This is a genomic window from Pseudoblastomonas marina (genome assembly GCF_034374265.1).
GTDB lineage: Bacteria > Pseudomonadota > Alphaproteobacteria > Sphingomonadales > Sphingomonadaceae > Alteriqipengyuania_A > Alteriqipengyuania_A marina.
Window position 1 is genome coordinate 1679915 of sequence record NZ_CP139718.1, and the last position, 20193, is coordinate 1700107.

Consider the following 20193-nt stretch of genomic DNA (forward strand, 5'->3'; position numbering starts at 1 on the left):
TTGACACCGATGTCAGCAACCGCGATGAAGCGGGCAGTTTTTATCCAAGGAGATCCTCAATGTCCGTAGCCGGAACCTACAACACCGTCGTGAAGAGCCCGATGGGCGACCAGAACGGCACCTTCACCGTCGTCCCCGGCGACGACGGCAAGACCTTCACCGGCAGCATGGCGGGCGGCATGGGCTCGATGGACGTCAAGGACGGCACCATCGACGGCAATACGCTCAGCTGGAAGATGGACATGACCGTCCCGATGCCGATGACGCTCAACTGCACCGCCACCGTCGATGGCGACCAGCTGACCGGCACCGTGAATGCCGGCGCCTTCGGCGACATGCCGCTGACCGGCGAACGCAAGGGCTGATCGGCCGCAAGGCTTGAAATCGGGGCCGTCGGAGCGATCCGGCGGCCCTTTTTCGTGGATGCGAGGCCGTCGCGACGGTTGCTTTCGTTTCGCCGCGACCCCAAGCTCGCTTTTCCATTCGAGAGGGGCATCGATGCTCGACAGATTGAAGAAGGTGCCGCTCGCGGTCCAGATCCTCGTGGGCCTCGCGATCGGCGCCGTGGCCGGGTTGCTGCTCCCGCGCGCAGGCACCAATGCGCAGGTCGACGAAACCGTCGCCGCGCTCTCGCTCGGCGGCCGCCTGTGGCTCCAGGCGCTGCAGATGACGATCCTGCCGCTGGTCTTCGCATTGCTTTCGACGCTGTTCATCCGCTCGCAGGCGCTGGGCGGCGGCGGGCGCACCACGCGGCGTTCGTTCGTCACCATTATCGGGCTGTACTTGCTGGCCGTGCCGCTCGGCATCCTGTGCACGCTGACCCTGCTCGAACTCTTCCCGATCACTGCCGAGATGGCGCAGTCGATGCGCGCGATGGCGGGCCAGGGCGTCCCCGCCGAAAGCCCCGAATGGGCCGAGGCCTTCCTTGCCATCGTCCCGACCAATATCGTCGCCGCGATGGCCGGCGGGACGCTGCTGCCGGTGCTGTTCTTCTCGCTTGTGTTCGGCGCGGCGCTCGCGCGGCTCGAGGACGGCGACGGCAAGCAGGCGCTCTCGGCCGGGCTGACCGGGCTGGCCGACACGGTGTTCATCATCGTCGGCTGGGTGCTGCGGCTCGCGCCGATCGGGGTGGCCTTGCTGATCCTCCCGACGACGCAGGAGCACGGCGCCGATATCTTCGCCGGGCTCGCGCATTACATCGCGCTCGCGGTGACGCAGGTGCTGGTGTTCATCGCCGCGATCTACCTCGTCGCCCGGCTGCTCGGCCGAATTCCGCTGCGCCGCTTCGCCAGCGCGATGCTGCCGGTGCAGTCGGTCGCCTTCGGCACGCAGAGCTCGACCGGGTGCATGCCGCTGACGATCAAGGCCGCGCGCGAGATGGGCGTCAGCGCCGAGGCGACCGACGTCGCGGTGCCGCTCTCGGCGGTGATCTTCCGCATGATTGCACCCGCGAGCGGGATATTCATCGCGAGCTATGCCGCGGCGGTCTACGACCTGCCGCCGCTGGGCATCGCGCTGCTGGTGACGGTCGGCCTGCTCGGCATCGTGCTCGAGATGAGTCTCGTGGGCATCCCCAGCGCCGCAACCTTCGTCGCCTTCTACGCGCCGATCGCCGCGCTGGTCGGCATCCCGATGGAATTCATCGTCGTGCTGCTCGTGGTCGAGACGATCCCCGACATCTTCAAGACCGTGCTCCACGTCACCGCGCACGCGACCACCGCGACGGTGGTGGATCGGGGACTGGCAGGACCGGACCCGATCACCACGGAAAAGGGCTAACATGGACGAGAGCTTCGTCACGATCGCCACGATCTTCCTGACGCTGGTAGGAGCCGGCTGCCTCTACTCGGTCTACGCCGACCTCAAGCACGATCGCGGCCAGATGGCGCACGAACTGCACGACTATTCGCGCAAGGAGCTGCCGCTCAATTTCTGGCTCGGCGTGGCGTCGAAGGGCGCGGGCGCGGTGGTCGCGGTGGCGCTGATCATCTGGCTCGGGACGACGTCCGCCTAAGGCGCGACTACAATTTGCCGCGCAGCGCCTGGTACGCCGCCGCCGCGACCGTGTTCGCGAGGTTGAGCGAACGGATCTGCGACGAGCGCATCGGCAGCTTCACCAGTCGCTCGGCATGGGCCTCGACGATGTGGGCGGGGATGCCCGTGGTCTCCTTGCCGAAGACGAGATAGGCGTCGTCCGGATAGTCGGGATCGTAGAAGCTCGTCTCGGCGAATTCCTCGAACAGGAACAGCTGGTCGGTGCGTGGGCTGCGTTCGGCGAGGAAGGCATGCCAGCTGGCGAATTCGACCAGCCGGATATGCTGCCAGTAGTCGAGCCCGGAACGCTTCACGCGCTTGTCCGAGATATCGAAACCGAGCGGGTGGATCAGCACCAGCTCCATGTCGAGCGCCACGCAGGTGCGCCCGACCGCCCCGGTATTGCCGGGTATCTCGGGCTCGACGAGGACGATGCTGGGTTTCGGCTCGGTCACGGCCGGATCAGCCGAGCTTGTCCTTCAGGATTTGGTTGACCACCGCCGGATTGGCCTTGCCCTGCATCGCCTTCATCGTCTGGCCGACGAAGAAGCCGAACAGCTTGTCCTTGCCGCCCTTGTACTGCTCGACCTTGTCCTCGTTATTGGCGAGGATCTCGTCGATCGCGGCTTCGATCGCGCCGGTGTCGGAGACCTGCTTGAGGCCTTCGCTGTCGGCGATCTCGTCGGGCTCGCGGCCAGTCTTCAGGACGATCTCGTAGATTTCCTTGGCCTGGCCGCCCGAAATCTCGCCCTTGTCCTGCATCGCGAGGATCGCGGCCTGCCGCTTGGCGGTGGCGTGGGCCGGATCGGCCTCGTCGCCGAGCGACTTGATCACGCCCGGCGCGACCGAGAGCGACCAGTTGGCGACCTGCGTGGCGATCGCCTTGGCGGGTTTGCCGATCGCCTGCGCGGCTTCGTCGAGCAGGTTCTCGAACCGCGCGAAGGTCTCGACCTCGGCGGTGAGTTCGCGGGCATTGTATTCGGTGAGGCCGAGCTCGTCGATGTAGCGCGCACGCTTGGCATCGGGGAGTTCGGGCAGCGAAGCACGGCATTCATCGAGGAAATCGTCCTCGAGCTCGAGCGGCAGCAGGTCGGGATCGGGGAAGTAGCGGTAGTCGTGCGCATCTTCCTTCGATCGCATGGTGCGCGTGGTGCCGGTGCCCGGATCGAACAGGCGCGTTTCCTGGTCGACCGTGCCGCCGTCTTCGAGCACGTCGACCTGGCGCCGCGCCTCGTATTCGACGACCTGCTGGACAAAGCGCACCGAGTTGACGTTCTTGGTCTCGGTCCGCGTGCCCAACTCGCTGTCGCCGACCTTGCGCACCGAGACGTTGACGTCGGCGCGCATCGAGCCTTCTTCCATGTTGCCGTCGCAGCTCCCGACATAGCGGAGGATCGAGCGCAGCTTGCGGACATAGGCCCCGGCCTCGGCGGGCGAGGTCATGTCGGGGCGCGAGACGATTTCCATCAGCGCCACGCCGCTGCGATTGAGATCGACGTAGGACATGGTCGGATGCTGGTCGTGCATCAGCTTGCCCGCGTCCTGTTCGACGTGGATGCGCTCGATCCCGATGACCTTGTCTTCGGGGATCCCCGCCTTCTCGTCGGCGTCGATCACCAGCTGCCCCTCGCCCACGATCGGGTGGTAGAGCTGCGAAATCTGGTAGCCCTGCGGGAGGTCGGCGTAGAAATAGTTCTTGCGGTCGAAACGCGAATATTTGTTGATCTGCGCCTCGATCGCCATGCCGGTGCGCACCGCCTGGCGGATGCATTCGCGATTGGGCACGGGCAGCATGCCCGGCATCGCCGCATCGACGAGGGAGACGTTGCAATTGGGCTCAGCCCCGAAGGCGGTGGAGGCGCCCGAAAACAGCTTGGCGTTCGACGTGACCTGCGCGTGGACTTCGAGGCCGATCACGACCTCCCATTCGCCCGTGGCGCCCTGGATCGTATACTTGCTCATGACCACCACTTCTCCGGCTGGGCGGTAAACCCGGCGCGTTTCTCGATCGCGAGGCCTGCGTTGAGCACGCCCTGCTCGTCGAACGGCTTGCCGACCAGCTGGAGGCCCAGCGGCAGACCGTCACCGTTGAGGCCGCACGGCACGCTCATCGCAGGCAGGCCCGCAAGGCTGGCGGGGACAGCGAAGACGTCGTTGAGGTACATCGTCAGCGGATCGTCATCGAGGCTGCCCAATGCGAAGCTCGCGGTCGGACAAGTCGGGGCGAGGATCACGTCGCACTTGTCCCACGCCTGCTCGAAATCGCGCGCGACCAGCGTGCGGACCTTCTGCGCCTGCGTGTAATAGGCGTCGTAGAAGCCCGCGCTGAGCACGTAGGTGCCGATCATCACGCGGCGCTTGACCTCGTCGCCGAAGCCTTCGGCCCGGGTCGCGGCATACATGTCCTGCAGCCCGGCACCCTCGGGCAGTTCGCGCAACCCGTAACGCACGCCGTCATAGCGCGCGAGGTTGGACGAGGCTTCTGCGGGCGCGATGATGTAATAGGCGGGCAGCGCATACTTGGTGTGCGGGAGCGAGATGTCGACGATCTCGGCGCCGGCATCCTTGAGCCACGCCTTGCCCTGCTCCCAGCTTTCAAGGATTTGCGGGTCGGTGCCCTCCATCCGGTATTCGCGCGGAATGCCGACGCGCTTGCCCTTGAGATCGTCTGACAGCGCGGCTTCCCAATCGGGCACGGCCAAGTCGAGGCTGGTCGCATCCTTCGGATCGAACCCCGCCATCGCACCCAGCATGATCGCGCAATCGGTGACGTCGCGCGCCATCGGCCCGGCCTGGTCGAGGCTCGAGGCGAAGGCGATCGTGCCCCAGCGCGAGCAGCGGCCATAGGTCGGCTTGATGCCCGAAATGCCGGTGAAGGCGGCGGGCTGGCGGATCGAGCCGCCGGTGTCGGTGCCGGTCGCCGCCGGGCACAGCCGCGCCGCGATTGCCGCCGACGAACCGCCCGAGGAGCCGCCCGGCGCAAGCGCGGCGTTGCCGCCGTCGCTCTTGCGCCACGGCGAAATCACGTTTCCGAACGCGCTGGTCTCGTTCGACGAGCCCATCGCGAACTGGTCCATGTTGAGCTTGCCCAGCATGGTCGCGCCCGCATCCCACAGGTTCTGCGAGACCGTGCTCTCATAGGTCGGGGTGAAGCCGCCGAGGATCATGCTCGCCGCGGTGGTTTCGACGCCTTGAGTGCAGAACAGGTCCTTCATGCCGATCGGCACGCCGCCCATCTTGCCGAGGTCTTCGCCCTTCGCACGCCTGGCGTCGACAGCATCGGCTGCTTCGAGCGCGCGTTCGGGCGTCTTCACGAGGAAGGCGTTCAATGGATCGGCAGCGGCGACCGCGGCGTTGAACGCCTCGGTCACTTCGCGCGCGGTGAAGGTGCCGTCGGCGACGCCGTCGCGGATGGCCTTGATGCCGAGTTGCGTGAGGTCGGTCATTCGATCACCTTGGGCACGCCGAAGAAGCCGTGTTCGGCCACGGGCGCATTCGCGAGCACGTCCTCGCGCCGGTCGCCGCCGGTCTTGGGGTCGGCGTTCACGACGTCGTCGCGCAGGCGCAGCGTGTTGGGGATCACCGCCGTCATCGGCTCCACGCCGGTCACGTCGACCTCGCCGAGCTGTTCGACCCAGTCGAGGATATTGTTGAGTTCGGGCACCATCTTCTCGCATTCGGCATCGCTCATCGCGATGCGCGCCAGCGAGGCGATTTTCGCCACCTGTTTCGTGTCTACGGACATGCGAGCGCACTAGCCGCGCGGGGGCCGCGCTTCAAGCGGGGACGTGCCCGTCTCCGGGCCTATTCGAAGGGGTCGCCGACCGGTTTGCCGTCGATATAAAGCTGGCGGCCGGAATAGGGACGGATTTGGATCGCTTCGTCCGCAACATCGGCGCCGGGCGCCGGTGGCACCAGGCCGCGCTCGAGCCGCCCGGCGCGGTTGCTCATCTCTCTCGCGATTCCTTCGGCATCGAACACGAGGTGGTCGATCCGGCGACCGTCGGTCAGGATCACATGCGTGCCCTCGCCCCGGGGGCCGACGACCACGGCGCGGCAGGCGCGGTGGCACATGATGCCGCTGTCAGCGACATAGTCGCGGATCGCCGAGCGAAGCGCTTCGTCGCCACCGACGATCTGCAGGTTCGCGACCCGCTCCTCGCCTATGTCGCGGCGATCCGATCCGTCGCGATAGGGCTCGTAGGGTCGCGATTGCCGCGCGAGCGCCTGCTTGGCGGCGCGCGAAACCTGCGCATCGGCCGAGGCGGCGAGACCCTGCAGCGCTTCGCGCCCGGGCGCACCGAAATCCCATTTGAGTGCGTCGAAGTCGAACGCATCGACCGGCACCGCACCGCTTTCGAGCCGTGCGAGCTGGTTCGATGCGCTGATCGCGCCGAAATTGAACAGCGGTAGCGCCAGCAGCAGCGCATAGGCGGCGGTGCCCACGGCGAGCTTGAGGTTCGAGACGCGCAGGCGGTCCGGCCAAGCGGCCTTCCAGCCGCGGACCGTATCGATGAAATAGGCCACGCCATAGGCGACCGCGACGACGATCGCGGCGAGTCCCCACAAGCGTTCGGGGCTGAGCCCGTGCTGGCCGATCCGCAGCCCCATCGAGATCGTGGCGAACACCGTCAGCGGGAGGATGCCGAGCGCAAGCACGCGCGCCGCGATGCGCATGGCGGGATTGGCGCTCATGCCGCGCGGATCGTCGCGGATCACGGCGTTGACGAGCACGAAGCTACCGGCGGCGATCGCGAGCAGCAGCGGCGTAGCACTGTCGGTCGCGTCCCACAGCACGCCCGGCCCGGAGACCACGACCGCGGCGAGGAACACCACCACCGCGAGCGCCACCGGCACCGCGAGAAGGCTGAACACGGTCAGCACCAGCGATTGGAGCGTGCCGATGATCTTCAGCTGGTTGCGCAACACGCCGAGCGCCGCGCCGAAGGCCGCACCCGAGAAGGTCCAGCCGAACCACGAATCGTCGATCAGTTCGTCGAGCGGGATGCCGACGAGGTCGAGCAGCTGGCTGACGAGGAACAGCACGATCCACGACAGGCCGGTGAAGGCCAGCGCGCCGCCCGCGCTGATCGCGTCGGTCCACACGTGATAGTGCGTATCGGCGTAGGAGGTACGCCAACGGCGGCGATGGAAGCCGGCCTGGAACAGCGGGAGCGAGAGCCCGGCGGCGAAGATACCGGCCCAGATCCCGTATTCCTCGGCCGCGAGGTCGTCCGCCCGGCCCACTGCGCGCCACACCAGCCCGCCGATCACGAGGCCGACGATGGCGGCGTAGATCGCCGGTTCGCGCCAGCGATCGCGATCGAGCGTGAAGGCGAAAGCAAGCGCGCCGAAGCCCGCCAGCGCGGCCAGCGCCATGCGGAGGCCGCTGTCCTCGGCATGGTCGGTCAGCAGGTGGACGACCAGCCCGGCGAGGCCGAGCAGGCCCGCCAGCACCCACGGGCGCAGCGCCCATTCGGAATGCAGGTGCGCGCGCGTGGTCGGCTTCCCCATGACCTATTCGGTCGGAGCGGGTGCCGGCGCCTGGGCTTCGCCCTCGCCCTGCTGGGCCTGCTGCGCGATCATGAATTGCTGCGCAGCCTGGAAGCGCTGTTCGACATCGGCGCGTTCGAGGATGTCGACCACTTCGAGGTCGAACACGAGGTCGCTATCGGCCGGGATCGGCGATCCGGGGGGCGGCGCGGAACCATACGCTTTCTCGGCGGGGATATAGAGCGTGTACTTGCCACCCTTCTTCACCTGCTGGAGGCCTTCGAAGAAGCCGGGGATGGTCGCGCCTTCCTCGACCGCGAAGGGCGTGCCGCCGGGCAGGATCGATTCGGGAATCGGGAAGTCCTGCGATTCGTCGAAGGTCGTTCCGTCGGGCAGACGACCGGTATAGCGCGCGAACACGACCTGGCCGATCTCGGCGGTCGGACCCATGCCTTCCTCGATGACCTCGAGCTTCAATCCCTTGGGCTGCGCCGCCCAGGCGAGGCCCGCGGCGGCGAGCACGGCGATCGCGATGCCGATCCAGAGCTTGAGCAGCGACCCCTTGGCGATGGGCTGCAACGGCACGCGGGTGACTTCGGTCATGACAAGAGCGTCCTGATAAATACGGCGAAAAACAAACGGGGCGCGAAAGGTCTGCCCCTTCGCGCCCCGATTGGCGTATCAATGGTGCGAGTGCAAGCGCGGTGTCTTACGAACCGTCGCGTTCCAGCCGCTTGCGTTCGAGCTTGCGCGCGCGGCGCACGGCGGCAGCCTTTTCACGGGCGCGCTTTTCGCTCGGCTTTTCATAGTGACGGCGCAGCTTCATTTCGCGATACACCCCCTCGCGCTGCAGCTTCTTCTTGAGCGCGCGCAGGGCCTGGTCGACATTGTTATCGCGAACCATGATTTGCATAAATTCAAACACCTCACTGAAAGGCGAGAGCCCACTCGAAAATGTGGGGTGCGCCCTATATCTAAGCCATGAAAATCGGGCCGAATCCGTACACGGAACGGCTAAGCGGTGGCGCAAATAGGCATTCGCAGGCGAAAATGCAACCCCAAACCCCTCCAAAACGTCCGCGCGGGGGTGACGCGGCGGCAGGCTAGTATATAGGGCAGCGCCATGGCTTCCCCCTCTCCCTTCACCGCAACCGCGCTCGTCGCGCTGGGCGGCGGCACCGGTGCCGCGGCGCGTTACTGGCTTGGCCGCGCGATCGGCACGGGCCATCCGTTCCCCTGGGGCACGCTCGTCGCAAATATCGTCGGCAGCATGGCGCTGGGTATCCTCGTCGGCTGGCTGGCACGGCACGGAGAAGGCGGGCAGCACCTGCGGCTGCTGCTCGCGGTCGGGCTGCTGGGCGGCTTCACCACATTCAGCGCCTTCAGCCTCGAAAGCGCCCTGATGATCGAACGCGGCCAGGCGGGGCTCGCCGCGCTCTATATCGGCGGATCGGTGGCGGCGGGCGTCCTCGCGCTGTTCGCAGGATTGAGGATCGCGGCATGAGCATCGAGCGCGACAAGCAGGACGAAGTCCGCACCTACACGGTCGCGGCCGACGATGACGGCATCCGGCTCGACCGCTGGTTCAAGCGGCACCTGCCGCAAATAGGCTTCGCCACCGTCTCGCGCTGGGCGCGCACCGGGCAGGTACGGGTCGATGGCGGGCGCGCCAAGCCCGACGATCGCATCGCGACCGGCCAGGAAATCCGCGTGCCCCCGGGCGGGCGCGATCCCAAGCGCAAGGGCCCGCGCCGGGTCGAACTGACCGAGCAAGAGGTCGCCGACGCCGAAGCGATGGTGATCCACCGCGACCGCGCGGCGATCGTGCTCAACAAGCCGCCCGGTCTCGCGACGCAGGGTGGCACCGGCATGACCAAGCATGTCGACCGGCTGCTCGACGCGTTTCGCGACAGCGAGGACGACCCGCGCCCGCGCCTCGTCCACCGGCTCGACAAGGATACCAGCGGCGTGTTGCTGACCGCCGCCACGCCGGGCAGCGCGGCGTTCTTTTCCAAGCGCTTCTCCGGGCGCAGCGCGACCAAGGTGTACTGGGCGCTGGTGGTCGGCATTCCCGAGGAGAAGGAAGGCCTGATCGACGCGCCCTTGGCCAAGCAGCCGGGCAGTCATGGCGAGCGCATGCACCATGATCCCGAGGGCCAGCCCGCCAAGACGCGCTATCGCGTGATCGAGCGCGCGGGCAACAAGGCCGCATGGGTCGAGCTGCACCCGCTCACCGGTCGTACCCACCAGCTGCGCGCGCATATGGAAGCGATCGGTCACCCGATCGTGGGCGACGGCAAGTATGGCGGGCAGGACGCGATGTTGACCGGCCAGATCAGCCGCAAGATGCACTTGCATGCGCGGCGCCTGATCATCGGCGCGCCGGGCGGCAAGACGATCGACGTGGTCGCCCCGCTGCCCGAACATTTCGCGCAGACGATGGAAGCTATGGGCTTCGACCTGTCGTTGGGCGAGGAGATCATGGACTGGTCGCCGCCGCCGCCCACCAAGGAGGCGAAGAAGGCCAAGGCCAAGGCGCATGCCAAGCAGTATCGCAAGGCCCGCCGCGGCGAACGCCGCTCGCGTGTGACCTCGAAACCGGCGAAGAAGAAGGGCAAGCCCGGCAATCCGAAAGGCAAGCGGAAATAGTGCATCCCAACCCTGCCTACCGCCACGCCGATCGTGCGCTGCTCGAGGACATCGTCGAGCAGGTGGGCTTCGGCACGGTCTTCGCGGGCACCCCGGACGGGCCGCGCGTGGCGCATGTCCCGATCGTCTCCACCCGCGACGGCGCGATCCAGTTCCACATGGCCAAGGCCAACGGGCTCGCGCGCCATCTCGATGGAGCAACCGCGCTGGCGGTGGTCAACGGACCCGACACCTATGTCTCGGCGCGCTGGTACGACGAGCCGAACAGCCACGTTCCCACCTGGGACTACCTGGCTGTCGAAATGGAGGGCCCGGTGCGGCAGATGGCCGAGGAAGGCCTGCGCGCGCATCTCGAAGACCTGACGGGCCGCCACGAAGCCCGCATCGCGGACGGCGAACCCTGGCGGATGGCCGAGGCCGATCCCGCCCATATCGACAAGCTGGTGCGCGGTATCACCGGCTTCGAGATGGAGGTGAAGGCCTGGCGCGAGACGATCAAGCTGCACCAGGGCAAGCCCGAAAGAGTGCGCGCGCGGATTGCCGACCGGCTCGACGAACTAGGCGCGGGCGCGATCGCGCACCTGATGCGGACGCTGGCATCGTGAGGGCTGCGCGATGAGCGATGTAGTCCGTCTCGCTGTATTCGATTGCGACGGCACGCTGGTCGACGGGCAGGCCGCGGTGGTCGAGGCGATGGCCGCCGCCTGCAGCGCCCTTGGCGAGCCGCTGCCCGACCCCAACCATACCCGCCGCTCGGTCGGGCTGAGCCTGCCATCGGCGATGCTCTCGCTGTTCCCCGACGCCGGGGCCACACGCCGCGATGCTCTGGTCGAAGCCTACAAGGACGCGTTTCGCGCGGCGCGCGAACGCAACGCCGTGGTCGAGCCGCTCTATGACGGGATCGCCGAATTGCTGACCGAGCTTCATGCGGGCGGGTGGCAGCTCGCGGTCGCGACCGGCAAGTCGATGCGCGGGCTGAAACACACGCTCGAAACGCACGGCCTTTCCGACCTGTTCAGCTCGCTCCAGACCGCCGACCGCAACCCTTCCAAGCCCGATCCCGCGATGCTGCGCAACGCGATGGACGATTGCCTCGCGCACAGCTGCGTGATGATCGGCGACACCAGCTACGACATGGCAATGGCACGCCAGATCGGCGCGCGCGCGATCGGGGTCGATTGGGGCTATCATGCACCCGACGAGCTGATCGATGCCGGGGCCGAACGCGTGGTCGCCGATACGAACGAACTGAAGGAGCTGCTCGATGGATGAGCGACAGGCGCGCAATCGCCACATGCTGATCAGTCTCACCCGCCTGTCCGGGGCGGTGCTCATCATCTTCGGGATGATCGCATTGTCGGGCCGGATCGACCTCGACCGGACTTACGCCTGGGTGATGGTGATCGTCGGGATGGCCGATTTCTTCTTCGTCCCGCTGGTCCTCTATCGCCGCTGGCGCACGCCGAAATCGTGAAACGGTTCTACAAGAGAGCCGAGGCGCAGGCGGTCGAAGGCGGCTGGCAGGTCAAGCTCGACGGCCGCGCGGTCAAGACGCAGGGCGGCCGCGCGCAGGTGGTGCATTCGCAGCGGCTGGGCGAGGCGATGGCCGCCGAATGGGCAGCACAAGGGAACAAGATCGATCCGAAGGGCTTCGTCCTGCGCGACCTGGTCGACCACGCAATCGACAATGTCGCCCCCGATCCCGGCGCTACCGTCGACCGGCTGCTGCGCTACGCCGAGACCGATACGCTGTGTTATCGCGCCGATCCCGAAGATGCGCTGTTCAAGCGACAGCAGGAGGTATGGGAGCCGCTCGTCGCCGCATTGGAAGCGCGCGAGGGGATCCGGCTTGAACGCGTCAGCGGGGTGGTCGCACGCCCTCCCTCGGACGACACGATCGAGGCGCTACGGCGTCGGCTCGCCGCCCTTCCCCCGCTCGAACTCGCGGCGGTCGACATGATGACTTCGCTCGCGGCATCGCTGTGCGTCGCCCTCGCCGCAATCGACGACGATGCCGATCCCGACAGGCTGTGGGATGCGGCCGAGCTCGAGGAGAGCTGGCAGGCCGAGCTCTGGGGCAAGGACGAGGAAGCCGAAGAGCGCCGCGCCGAGCGCCGCGCGAACTTCAGGCAGGCGTTCGACTTCGCGCGGCTCGCGCGGCGCTAGCGCCTAGCCCGAAATCCAGGCCGCGATCTGGCCGGCGACGTCGTTGGCCGCCCGGTTGAGCGCTGGTCCGACGGCATTCGCCTCGGGCGCAATGCCAGGGATTCGCGATTCGAACCGACGCGCGACCGTCTGCTGCCCTTCGCGGTGGAGCAGCGCGTCGAACCGCACGATCACCGATCCGTCGCGCGCGTCGTAACCCATTTCGAGCAGGCGGCCCGAGAGCAGCGTCCCGCCGGATGCATCGGTATCGTCGCCCTCGAACACGACCCGCCCACTATGCGCCCGCACCGTCTCGGCGATCAGCGCCTGCATCAACCGCGTCGGCCGTTCGACCCACATCGCGTCCTGCAGGTAGGCGACATTCGACGCGTCGACCTGCACCGGGACCCGCGTCACCGCGAGCCGCTGGCTGGTCGAGGGCTCCTCGACGATCAGCGCGTTCTCGACGCTGCCGGTGATCTCGGTCTGCGATTCGGGAGTCGCCGGCGTGAGGTTGAACAGCGTGGGTGGCGGGTCCTCGCCGAAACTGATGCAGCCCGACAGCGCGAGCAGCGCGGCCAGCGGAGCGAGGCGGATGAGAGGGATACGCATGGTTCGGCTCGGCTCCTTAAGGCTCGTAATCGGGCAGCGGCGGGCTCGACAGGAGTCCACTCGCGCCCTGCTGTTCGATCCGCTCGGTCAGTTGCCGCAGCGCGCGCGTGGTCGCCTGCAGGTCCTTGATCGCGGCCTCGGCGGCGGGAAGCGTCGATTCGTTGACGCGCTTGGCGGCCGGCTGGATGCTCTCGAGGGTCGCGTCGAGCGTATCGGCCGTCTCGCGTGCCTTGGCCAGCGTCCGGCGCAATTCCTGCGCGACCGACGCGCCTTCCTGGTTGAGGATGCGGTCGGTCGACCCGGCGACCTGTTCGAACTGGGCCAGCGTCGCGCCCGCCTGCGCGAGGGTGCGGTTCAGTTCTTCCATCGTCGCGGTGATCATCGGCGACTGGTCGGCGAGGCTGTCGGACAGGCGCTCGGTGTTGCGCAGGATCCCGGCGAGCGTGTTCTGGTTCTCCGGGTTGAGCAGTTCGGTCAGCCGCTCGGTGAGGGTCGACAATTTCTCGAGCACTTCGGGCGCATTCGACAGGATCGCGCCGAGACCGCCCTGGCGCGGCGGGATCACGGGCTTGCCCTCGGGACCGAGCTTGGTGATCGGCGGGGTGTTGGCCTGCGCGCCTGTCAGCTGGATGGTCGAGATCCCGGTGAAACTGCCCTGGACGAAGGCTTCGGTGCCCTGGCGGATCGGGATGTCGTCATTGACCTCGATCCGCACGCGCACCTTGCTCGGGTCCTCGGGCCACAGCTCGATTTCCTTCACCTCGCCCGCGGGCACGCCCGAGAACGAGACCGGCGATCCGTTCGCCAATCCGTCGACGCTTTGCGGGAAGAAGATGTCGTATTGCCGCTTCGACCCGTCGTTGATCTGCGCAAGCCAGACGATGAACAGGCCGAGCGCCGCCAGCAATGCCAGCGTGACCGCGCCCACCCAGATGTAATTGGCTCTTGTTTCCATCGCCCTGCCCTATGCCTCGCCCGCAACGGGCTTGTCCATCGCCCGGCGCAATTCGTCGAGCGCCTGCGCGGTGAGCGCCGCCCGACCGCGCGGGCCGTTGAAATATTCCTGGATCCACGGATGATCGAGATCCATCAGGTTGGGGACCGTGTCGACCGCGATCACCTGGTTGTCCGCGAGCACCGCCACCCGGTCGCAGATTTCGTGCAGCGTATCGAGGTCGTGGGTGATCAGGAACACCGTCAGCCCGAGCGTCTCGGACAATTCCTCGGTCTGCTTGTCGAACGCCGAGGCGCCGATCGGGTCGAGCCCCGCGGTCGGCTCGTCGAGGAACAGCAGTTCGGGATCGAGCGCGAGCGCCCGGGCGAGCCCGGCGCGCTTCTTCATCCCGCCCGACAGTTCGGACGGATACTTGCCGAGCGCCTCTTCGGGCAGTCCGGCGAGCTTGACCTTGTAGTGGGCGATCTCGTCGAGCAGCTCGGGCGAAAGCTCGGGATAATACTGCTTGAGCGGGACCTGGATGTTCTCGCCCACGGTCAGCGTGGAGAACAGCGCCCCGCCCTGGAACAGCACGCCCCAGCGATCGCGGATGCCGATGATCTCGTCGGGATCGGCCTCGAGGATGTTGCGGCCGAACACCTCGATCTCTCCCTCCTGCGGGGTCTGCAGCCCGATGATCGAGCGCATCAGCACCGACTTGCCGGTGCCCGAACCGCCGACCACGCCGAGGATCTCGCCCTTCCTGACGTCGAGCGACAAATTGTCGTGCACCACCTGTTCGCCGAAGGCGTTGCGCAGGCCACGCACGCGAATGGGGTATTCGCCGTAATCGTCCTGCCGCGCGACCGCGCGCTCGTCGATCCTGTCCAGCGGGTCGCTCATTTCCACCCCACGCTGGTGAAGAACACCGCAAAGATCGCGTCGACCACGATCACGAAGAAAATGCCGAACACCACCGCCTGGGTGGTGCGCTTGCCGACTTCCTCGGCGTTCTTCTCGACCTGCATGCCCTGGTAGCAGCCGAGCAGCGCGACGATCAGGCCGAAGACCGGCGCCTTGATCAGCAGGACCCACAGATCGTAGGTCGGCACCACATCGCGCACCCGGGCGAGGAAACTGGTGAAGTTGAGGTCCAGCATCAGGTCCGAGATCGCCGCCCCGCCGATGATCGACATCACCGCGGCGTAGAAACCGACGAACACCATCATCACCGTGCACGCGATCAGCCGCGGAATGATCAGCTTTTCGGTCGGCGAGATACCGATCGTGCGCATCGCGTCGATTTCCTCGGTCAGCTTCATCGTCCCGATCTGCGCGGCGAAGGCCGAGCCGGAACGGCCCGCGACCATGATCGCCGCCATCAGCACGCCGAGTTCGCGCAAGGAAATGCGCCCGACGAGGTTCACCGTCAGCGATTCGGCGCCGAATTGCGACAATTGCGCCGCGCCCTGCTGCGCGATCACGATCCCGATCAGGAAGCTCATCAGCCCGATGATGCCGAGCGAGTTGATGCCGACCAGTTCCATCTGCCGCACGATCGCGCGCATCGGGAAGCGTCGCGGATGGCGGATGATCGATCCGAAGGCGAGCACGATCCGGCCGAGGAAGGACAGCAGCCCGATCGTGCCCTTGCCCCAGTCCTGGACGTATTCGCCCGCACCGTAGAGCACCCGTTCGACCAGCGGCGCGCGATAGGGGTGGACGTTGGCCTCGCCGTCGCCCGCCTCGACCGCCTTGAGCAGGCGCTGGGCGGTGTCGTTGGCACCCTCGATCGCGGCATCGTGTTCGTCGGCCAGCCGCGAGACGATCCACGCGCCGACCGTGTCGATGTCGTCGACCGCCGAGATATCGATCGCCGCGAGATGGCCGTCGTAATTGCGCAGGTCGCGCTCGATCAGGCCGATCGAATCGACACGCATCGGTCCGCTGAGCACGATGCGGCTGCCCGCGCCGCTCTCGCCCCCGTCCCCTTCATGGATATCGTATTCCGCCCACTCGCGCATTGCACCCTCTCGTGTGGGCGAAAAGCCGCCCCGTCACAAGTGCGAACGCCGCTATTGCGCCCGATTGCACCCTTTGCCATTGCCCCCGCATGTCGAGCGAGCACAACAACGAAACGATTGACCGCACTTTCGATCCCGCAGCGATCGAGGCGAAGTGGTATGCCCATTGGGAAGAGCACGGGTTGTTCCGGCCCGAGCGCGGTGAGGCCGAAGCCTTCACCATCGTCAACCCGCCGCCCAATGTCACGGGCAGCCTTCATATCGGCCACGCCCTCGACAACACGCTGCAGGACATCGTCGTGCGCTACGAAAGGCTGCGCGGCAAGGATGCGCTGTGGGTGGTCGGGGTCGACCATGCCGGGATCGCGACGCAGATGGTGGTCGAACGCCAGCTCGAAGCGAAACAGGACAAGCGCACCAATTATTCGCGCGAGGAATTCGTCGACAAGGTCTGGGAATGGAAGGACGAAAGCGGCGGCCAGATCACCCGCCAGCTGCGCCGCCTCGGCTGTTCGATGGACTGGTCGCGAGAACAGTTCACGATGGACGAGCACTTTTCCAAGGCGGTTCTGACTACCTTCGTGAAGCTGCACGAAGACGGGCTGATCTATCGCGACAAGCGGCTGGTGAACTGGGACCCGAAGCTCAAGACCGCGATCAGCGACCTCGAGGTCGAACAGCAGACGATTCCGGGCAGCTTCTGGCACATCCGCTATCCGCTCGAGGACGGCGTCACGCTCGATAGCGGGGCGGACTTCATCCAGGTCGCGACCACGCGCCCAGAGACCATGCTCGCCGATATGGCGGTCGCGGTGCATCCCTCCGACGAGCGTTACAAGAGCGTGGTCGGCAAGCATGTGATCCTGCCGATCACCGGGCGCAAGGTGCCGATCGTCGCCGACGAACACGCCGATCCCGAACTCGGTTCGGGTTGCGTCAAGATCACCCCGGGCCACGATTTCAACGATTTCGAGGTCGGCAAGCGCGCGGGTATCGCGCCCGCCGACATGCTCAACATGCTCGATGCCGATGCCAATGTCTGCCAGACCGCCGACGGCATGGTGCCCGAGGAATATCTCGGCCTCCACCGCTTCAAGCGCGACGGAACCGACGGCGCGCGCGAACTTGTCGTCCAGCGCCTCAAGGACAGCGGCCATCTGATCCCGCACGTGGTCGAGAAGGATGGCGAGCGGATCGAGCACGACGCCGAACCGCGCCAGATCGCGACCCCCTTCGGCGATCGCGGCGGCGTGGTGATCGAGCCGTGGCTGACCGACCAGTGGTATGTCGACGCCGAACAGCTCGCCGCCGCACCGATCGCGGCGGTGAAGTCCGGCGAGGTCGAGATCGTCCCGAAGAGCTGGGAAAAGACCTTCTTCAACTGGATGGAGAACATCCAGCCGTGGTGCGTCAGCCGCCAGCTCTGGTGGGGCCACCGGATCCCGGCGTGGTACGATGCCGAGGGCAATGCCTATGTTGCGATGACCGAGGAAGAGGCGCAGGCCAAGGCCGGCGAGGGCGTCGAACTCACCCGTGACGAGGATGTCCTCGACACCTGGTTTTCCAGCGCGCTGTGGCCGTTCGCCACGCTCGGCTGGCCCGACGAGACCGCGCTCGTCGACAAGCACTATCCAAACGACCTGCTCATTTCCGGCTTCGACATCCTGTTCTTCTGGGATGCGCGGATGATGATGATGGGCCGCCACCTGACCGGCCAGAACCCGTGGCCGCGGCTTTATCTCCACGGCCTCGTGCGCGCGCCCGACGGGCAGAAGATGTCCAAGTCGAAGGGCAATGTCGTCGATCCGCTCGGCCTGATCGACCAGTACGGTGCCGATGCGCTGCGCTTCTTCATGGCCGCGATGGAAAGCCAGGGCCGCGACATCAAGATGGATAACAGCCGGGTCGAGGGCTATCGCAATTTCGCGACCAAGTTGTGGAACGCGGCGCGTTTCTGCCAGTCCAACGGGATCACCGCGAGCAAGGCCATCGCCGCGCCCGAGGCCAACCACGCGGTCAATCGCTGGATCGTGGGCGAGGTGATCGAGACGCAGGCTACGCTCGACAAGGCGCTGGCCGATTTGCGCTTCGATGCCGCCGCAAACACGCTCTACCACTTCGTGTGGGACCGGTTCTGCGACTGGTACCTCGAGCTGATCAAGGGCAATATCGACGACGAGACCAGGGCCGTCGCTGGCTGGGCGCTCGACCAGATTCTCGTCATGCTCCATCCTTTCATGCCCTTCGTCACCGAAGAGCTGTGGAGCCTGCTCGGCGACCGCGCGGACTACCCGCTGATCACCGCCAAATGGCCCGATCCGCAGGCTGAAGTGGATGCGCAGGCGAAGGCCGAGATCGACTACGTGATTGCGCTCACCACCGCGCTGCGATCGGCCAAGAACGAGCTCGGCCTGCCGCCGGGCGCGAAGCTCGAAGCGTGGATCGAAAGCCCTTCGGACACCGGCGCGAGCGTGCTCGACAACCAGGCCGCGGCGCTCGAACGCGTCGCGCGCCTCTCCGCCGTGCATCGCACCGCCGCGCCCGCCGGCGCGTCGATGCAGGTCGCGGCCGGGAGCGACGCCTATATCGTCCCGCTCGAAGGGCTGATCGACATCGATGCCGAGAAGGCCCGTCTCACCAAGGCGTTGGCGGCGAGCGAGAAGGAAGCCAAGGCACTCGAGGGGCGGCTCGGCAACGCCAAATTCGTCGAAAAGGCCAAGCCCGAAGCGGTCGAGAAGGCGCGCGCCGACCACGCGCACCACACGGCGGAGATCGAACGTCTCCGAGCCGCGCTCGGGCGGCTCGGATAGGGTGCGTCGGCGTCGGGGCGTCAGCCCCGGCTGTCGGTCGCGCGGCGCGCCATGCGGGCGGCACCCTCGCGCATCTTGTCGGCACCGACGCGCATCTTCTGGGCGCCCTGTTCGAGCTTGGGGATCGAATCGATCAGGTCCTGCTCGGTGATCGGCTTCTTTTCGCCGTAACCGCGATTCTCCTGCGCGTTGATGCGCTCGACCTCGGAGAGGCGGAAATCGCGATTGCGCAGCTTGCGGGCATATTCGGCCATTTCGTCGGCCCCGCGTTCCATCTCGTCGGCACCCTCGCGCATGGCTTCGGCACCGCTGCGCATACCCTCGGCGATTTCGAGATCGACTTCGCGCAGTTCCACGGCCGCCTCGCGCGCTTCCTCGGCCGCTTCCCGGGCCGCCTCGCGTGCATCTTCTGCGGCTTCGCGTGCAGCCTCGCGCGCCTCTTCGGCCGCTTCGCGCGCCGCTTCGCGGGCCTCGCGGGCTGCTTCCTTCGCTTCGCGCGCCGCTTCGTCGGTATCGCGGTCAGCCTGCTCCATCGCGATCACGGTGGGTCCTGCGACCAGCGCGCCCGCGCCGAGCAGTATCGCCAACATCTTGCGTGTCATCCTCTCACTCCTTGCTTGATTGCAGCCTGACCTAGGACCGTGCGCCGGGCGATCTCCAGCCGGACTCGATCAACTACACTTGTAATCGGACGAACGGGCGATCGATGGCATTTCGGCTCGTTCTCGGCAGGGGAACACGATATGGGGGCGCCATGTCGCTGGTTCTCGCCACCCAGGCTCTCCATGAGCCCGAAATTTTCGCTTCGGTCCAGGGCGAGGGTCCGAGCATGGGCGTGCCCTGCACCTTCGTGCGGCTGTCGCGCTGCAACCTCGCCTGCGTGTGGTGCGACACCGCCTACACCTGGCACTTTACCGGAGACGAGCGTCCGCACCGCTCGGGCGAGACTTACGAACGCAAGCCAAACCAGCAGACGCTATCGGAGACCGAGGTCGCCGAGCGCGTGTCCGCGCTCGCGCCGCGGCGGCTCGTCCTCACCGGCGGCGAACCGACGCTGCAGGCCCCGGCGCTGGCGAAGATGCTGCAGGAACTCGATGGCTTCACGGTCGAGATCGAGACCAACGGCACCTCACCGCCGCATCCTGCACTCGACCCGCTGATCGACCAGTACAATGTCAGTCCCAAGCTCGCGCATAGCGGCAATCCGGCCGAACTGGCGCTGGTGCCCGAGCGCCTCGCCCACTGGGCGCAGGAGCCGCGCGCCTTCTTCAAGTTCGTGATCGCCACGCCCGAGGATGTCGCCGAGGTCGATGCGCTGGTCGCCGAATACGGCATCGACCCGAGTCGCGTCTTCCTGATGGCCGAAGGCACCGTCAGCGAGACGCTGCGGACCCGCGAAAAATGGCTCACCCCGCTCTGCATCGAGCGCGGGTATCGCTTGTCCGACCGCCTCCATATCCACCTGTTCGGCGATACGCGCGGGACCTGACGA

Annotated in this window: 23 protein-coding genes; 11 read left to right on the forward strand and 12 right to left on the reverse strand. The window is 66.7% G+C overall.

What is annotated here, in order from left to right; all coding sequences use genetic code 11:
- The first annotated feature begins 59 nt into the window (after window positions 1-59).
- From T8S45_RS08330 to T8S45_RS08340, 3 genes are all read left to right on the forward strand, one after another.
- A complete protein-coding gene (locus tag T8S45_RS08330; RefSeq protein WP_188642445.1) occupies window positions 60-365 on the forward strand; it encodes a hypothetical protein in 306 nt (101 codons plus the stop codon).
- A gap of 133 nt (window positions 366-498) precedes the next feature.
- Window positions 499-1779, forward strand: a complete 1281-nt coding sequence (locus tag T8S45_RS08335; RefSeq protein WP_322293407.1) for a dicarboxylate/amino acid:cation symporter — start codon at window positions 499-501, stop codon at window positions 1777-1779.
- Between the two features lies 1 nt (window position 1780).
- On the forward strand, window positions 1781-2014 hold the full coding sequence (locus T8S45_RS08340) for a hypothetical protein (protein ID WP_188642447.1): 234 nt from the start codon (window positions 1781-1783) through the stop codon (window positions 2012-2014).
- Window positions 2015-2021: 7 nt separating this feature from the next.
- Here T8S45_RS08340 and T8S45_RS08345 read toward each other — a convergent pair whose 3' ends face one another.
- The 7 genes from T8S45_RS08345 to rpsU all read right to left on the reverse strand — a co-directional run bounded on the left by T8S45_RS08345 (window position 2022) and on the right by rpsU (window position 8440).
- On the reverse strand, window positions 2022-2489 hold the full coding sequence (locus T8S45_RS08345) for a tRNA (cytidine(34)-2'-O)-methyltransferase (protein WP_188642448.1): 468 nt from the start codon (window positions 2487-2489) through the stop codon (window positions 2022-2024).
- A 7-nt stretch (window positions 2490-2496) separates the two neighbouring features.
- On the reverse strand, window positions 2497-3996 hold the full coding sequence (gene gatB, locus T8S45_RS08350; protein WP_322293408.1) for an Asp-tRNA(Asn)/Glu-tRNA(Gln) amidotransferase subunit GatB: 1500 nt from the start codon (window positions 3994-3996) through the stop codon (window positions 2497-2499).
- On the reverse strand, window positions 3993-5480 hold the full coding sequence (gatA, locus tag T8S45_RS08355) for an Asp-tRNA(Asn)/Glu-tRNA(Gln) amidotransferase subunit GatA (protein WP_188642450.1): 1488 nt from the start codon (window positions 5478-5480) through the stop codon (window positions 3993-3995). The genes gatB and gatA overlap by 4 nt, the downstream gene beginning before the upstream one ends.
- Window positions 5477-5779, reverse strand: coding sequence for an Asp-tRNA(Asn)/Glu-tRNA(Gln) amidotransferase subunit GatC (gene gatC, locus T8S45_RS08360; RefSeq protein ID WP_322293409.1), 303 nt, complete (start codon window positions 5777-5779; stop codon window positions 5477-5479). Before gatC ends, gatA begins: the two co-directional genes overlap by 4 nt.
- 59 nt (window positions 5780-5838) lie before the next feature.
- Complete coding sequence (locus T8S45_RS08365) at window positions 5839-7548, reverse strand: DUF4153 domain-containing protein (protein ID WP_322293410.1); 1710 nt, start codon at window positions 7546-7548, stop codon at window positions 5839-5841.
- Between the two features lie 3 nt (window positions 7549-7551).
- The gene (locus T8S45_RS08370; RefSeq protein ID WP_188642453.1) at window positions 7552-8130 is read right to left on the reverse strand and encodes an FKBP-type peptidyl-prolyl cis-trans isomerase; all 579 of its coding nucleotides are present in this window, start codon (window positions 8128-8130) and stop codon (window positions 7552-7554) included.
- Between the two features lie 106 nt (window positions 8131-8236).
- Window positions 8237-8440: a 30S ribosomal protein S21 gene (gene rpsU / locus T8S45_RS08375; protein WP_188642454.1), complete on the reverse strand. Its 204-nt coding sequence runs from the start codon at window positions 8438-8440 to the stop codon at window positions 8237-8239.
- A 210-nt stretch (window positions 8441-8650) separates the two neighbouring features.
- Here rpsU and crcB point away from each other — a divergent pair, with 210 nt between their 5' ends.
- Genes crcB through T8S45_RS08405 form a run of 6 tightly spaced genes read left to right on the forward strand, consistent with a single transcriptional unit; the run spans window position 8651 to window position 12342 of the window.
- Entirely contained in the window at window positions 8651-9031 is a 381-nt protein-coding gene (gene crcB, locus T8S45_RS08380) for a fluoride efflux transporter CrcB (RefSeq protein WP_322293411.1), read from the forward strand.
- On the forward strand, window positions 9028-10176 hold the full coding sequence (locus tag T8S45_RS08385; protein ID WP_322293412.1) for an RluA family pseudouridine synthase: 1149 nt from the start codon (window positions 9028-9030) through the stop codon (window positions 10174-10176). The genes crcB and T8S45_RS08385 overlap by 4 nt, the downstream gene beginning before the upstream one ends.
- Entirely contained in the window at window positions 10176-10781 is a 606-nt protein-coding gene (locus T8S45_RS08390) for an FMN-binding negative transcriptional regulator (protein ID WP_322293413.1), read from the forward strand. Before T8S45_RS08385 ends, T8S45_RS08390 begins: the two co-directional genes overlap by 1 nt.
- Window positions 10782-10791: 10 nt before the next feature.
- Window positions 10792-11448: an HAD-IA family hydrolase gene (locus T8S45_RS08395; protein ID WP_322293414.1), complete on the forward strand. Its 657-nt coding sequence runs from the start codon at window positions 10792-10794 to the stop codon at window positions 11446-11448.
- Window positions 11441-11650 (forward strand): hypothetical protein, encoded by a 210-nt coding sequence (locus T8S45_RS08400; protein WP_188642459.1) that lies wholly within the window; start codon window positions 11441-11443, stop codon window positions 11648-11650. Before T8S45_RS08395 ends, T8S45_RS08400 begins: the two co-directional genes overlap by 8 nt.
- Entirely contained in the window at window positions 11647-12342 is a 696-nt protein-coding gene (locus T8S45_RS08405; protein ID WP_322293415.1) for an ATP12 family protein, read from the forward strand. The genes T8S45_RS08400 and T8S45_RS08405 overlap by 4 nt, the downstream gene beginning before the upstream one ends.
- A 3-nt stretch (window positions 12343-12345) precedes the next feature.
- Here T8S45_RS08405 and T8S45_RS08410 read toward each other — a convergent pair whose 3' ends face one another.
- The 4 genes from T8S45_RS08410 to T8S45_RS08425 are packed head-to-tail and all read right to left on the reverse strand — an operon-like array spanning window position 12346 to window position 15891.
- Window positions 12346-12933, reverse strand: coding sequence for an ABC-type transport auxiliary lipoprotein family protein (locus tag T8S45_RS08410; protein WP_322293416.1), 588 nt, complete (start codon window positions 12931-12933; stop codon window positions 12346-12348).
- Window positions 12934-12949: 16 nt separating this feature from the next.
- Window positions 12950-13888 (reverse strand): MlaD family protein, encoded by a 939-nt coding sequence (locus tag T8S45_RS08415; RefSeq protein WP_322293417.1) that lies wholly within the window; start codon window positions 13886-13888, stop codon window positions 12950-12952.
- Window positions 13889-13897: 9 nt separating this feature from the next.
- Window positions 13898-14770: an ABC transporter ATP-binding protein gene (locus tag T8S45_RS08420; protein WP_322293418.1), complete on the reverse strand. Its 873-nt coding sequence runs from the start codon at window positions 14768-14770 to the stop codon at window positions 13898-13900.
- Window positions 14767-15891, reverse strand: a complete 1125-nt coding sequence (locus tag T8S45_RS08425; RefSeq protein WP_322293419.1) for an MlaE family ABC transporter permease — start codon at window positions 15889-15891, stop codon at window positions 14767-14769. The genes T8S45_RS08420 and T8S45_RS08425 overlap by 4 nt, the downstream gene beginning before the upstream one ends.
- An 89-nt stretch (window positions 15892-15980) precedes the next feature.
- On the opposite strand from T8S45_RS08425, the gene T8S45_RS08430 reads away from it, so the two are divergent.
- Window positions 15981-18701 carry a valine--tRNA ligase gene (locus T8S45_RS08430; protein WP_322293420.1) on the forward strand — a complete coding sequence of 907 codons (2721 nt, stop codon included), beginning with the start codon at window positions 15981-15983 and terminating at the stop codon, window positions 18699-18701.
- 20 nt (window positions 18702-18721) lie between these two features.
- Here T8S45_RS08430 and T8S45_RS08435 read toward each other — a convergent pair whose 3' ends face one another.
- A complete protein-coding gene (locus tag T8S45_RS08435) occupies window positions 18722-19303 on the reverse strand; it encodes a hypothetical protein (protein ID WP_322293421.1) in 582 nt (193 codons plus the stop codon).
- Window positions 19304-19455: 152 nt separating this feature from the next.
- Between T8S45_RS08435 and T8S45_RS08440 the strand changes: the two genes are divergently transcribed.
- Complete coding sequence (locus T8S45_RS08440) at window positions 19456-20190, forward strand: 7-carboxy-7-deazaguanine synthase QueE (RefSeq protein ID WP_322293422.1); 735 nt, start codon at window positions 19456-19458, stop codon at window positions 20188-20190.
- Window positions 20191-20193 lie beyond the last annotated feature (3 nt).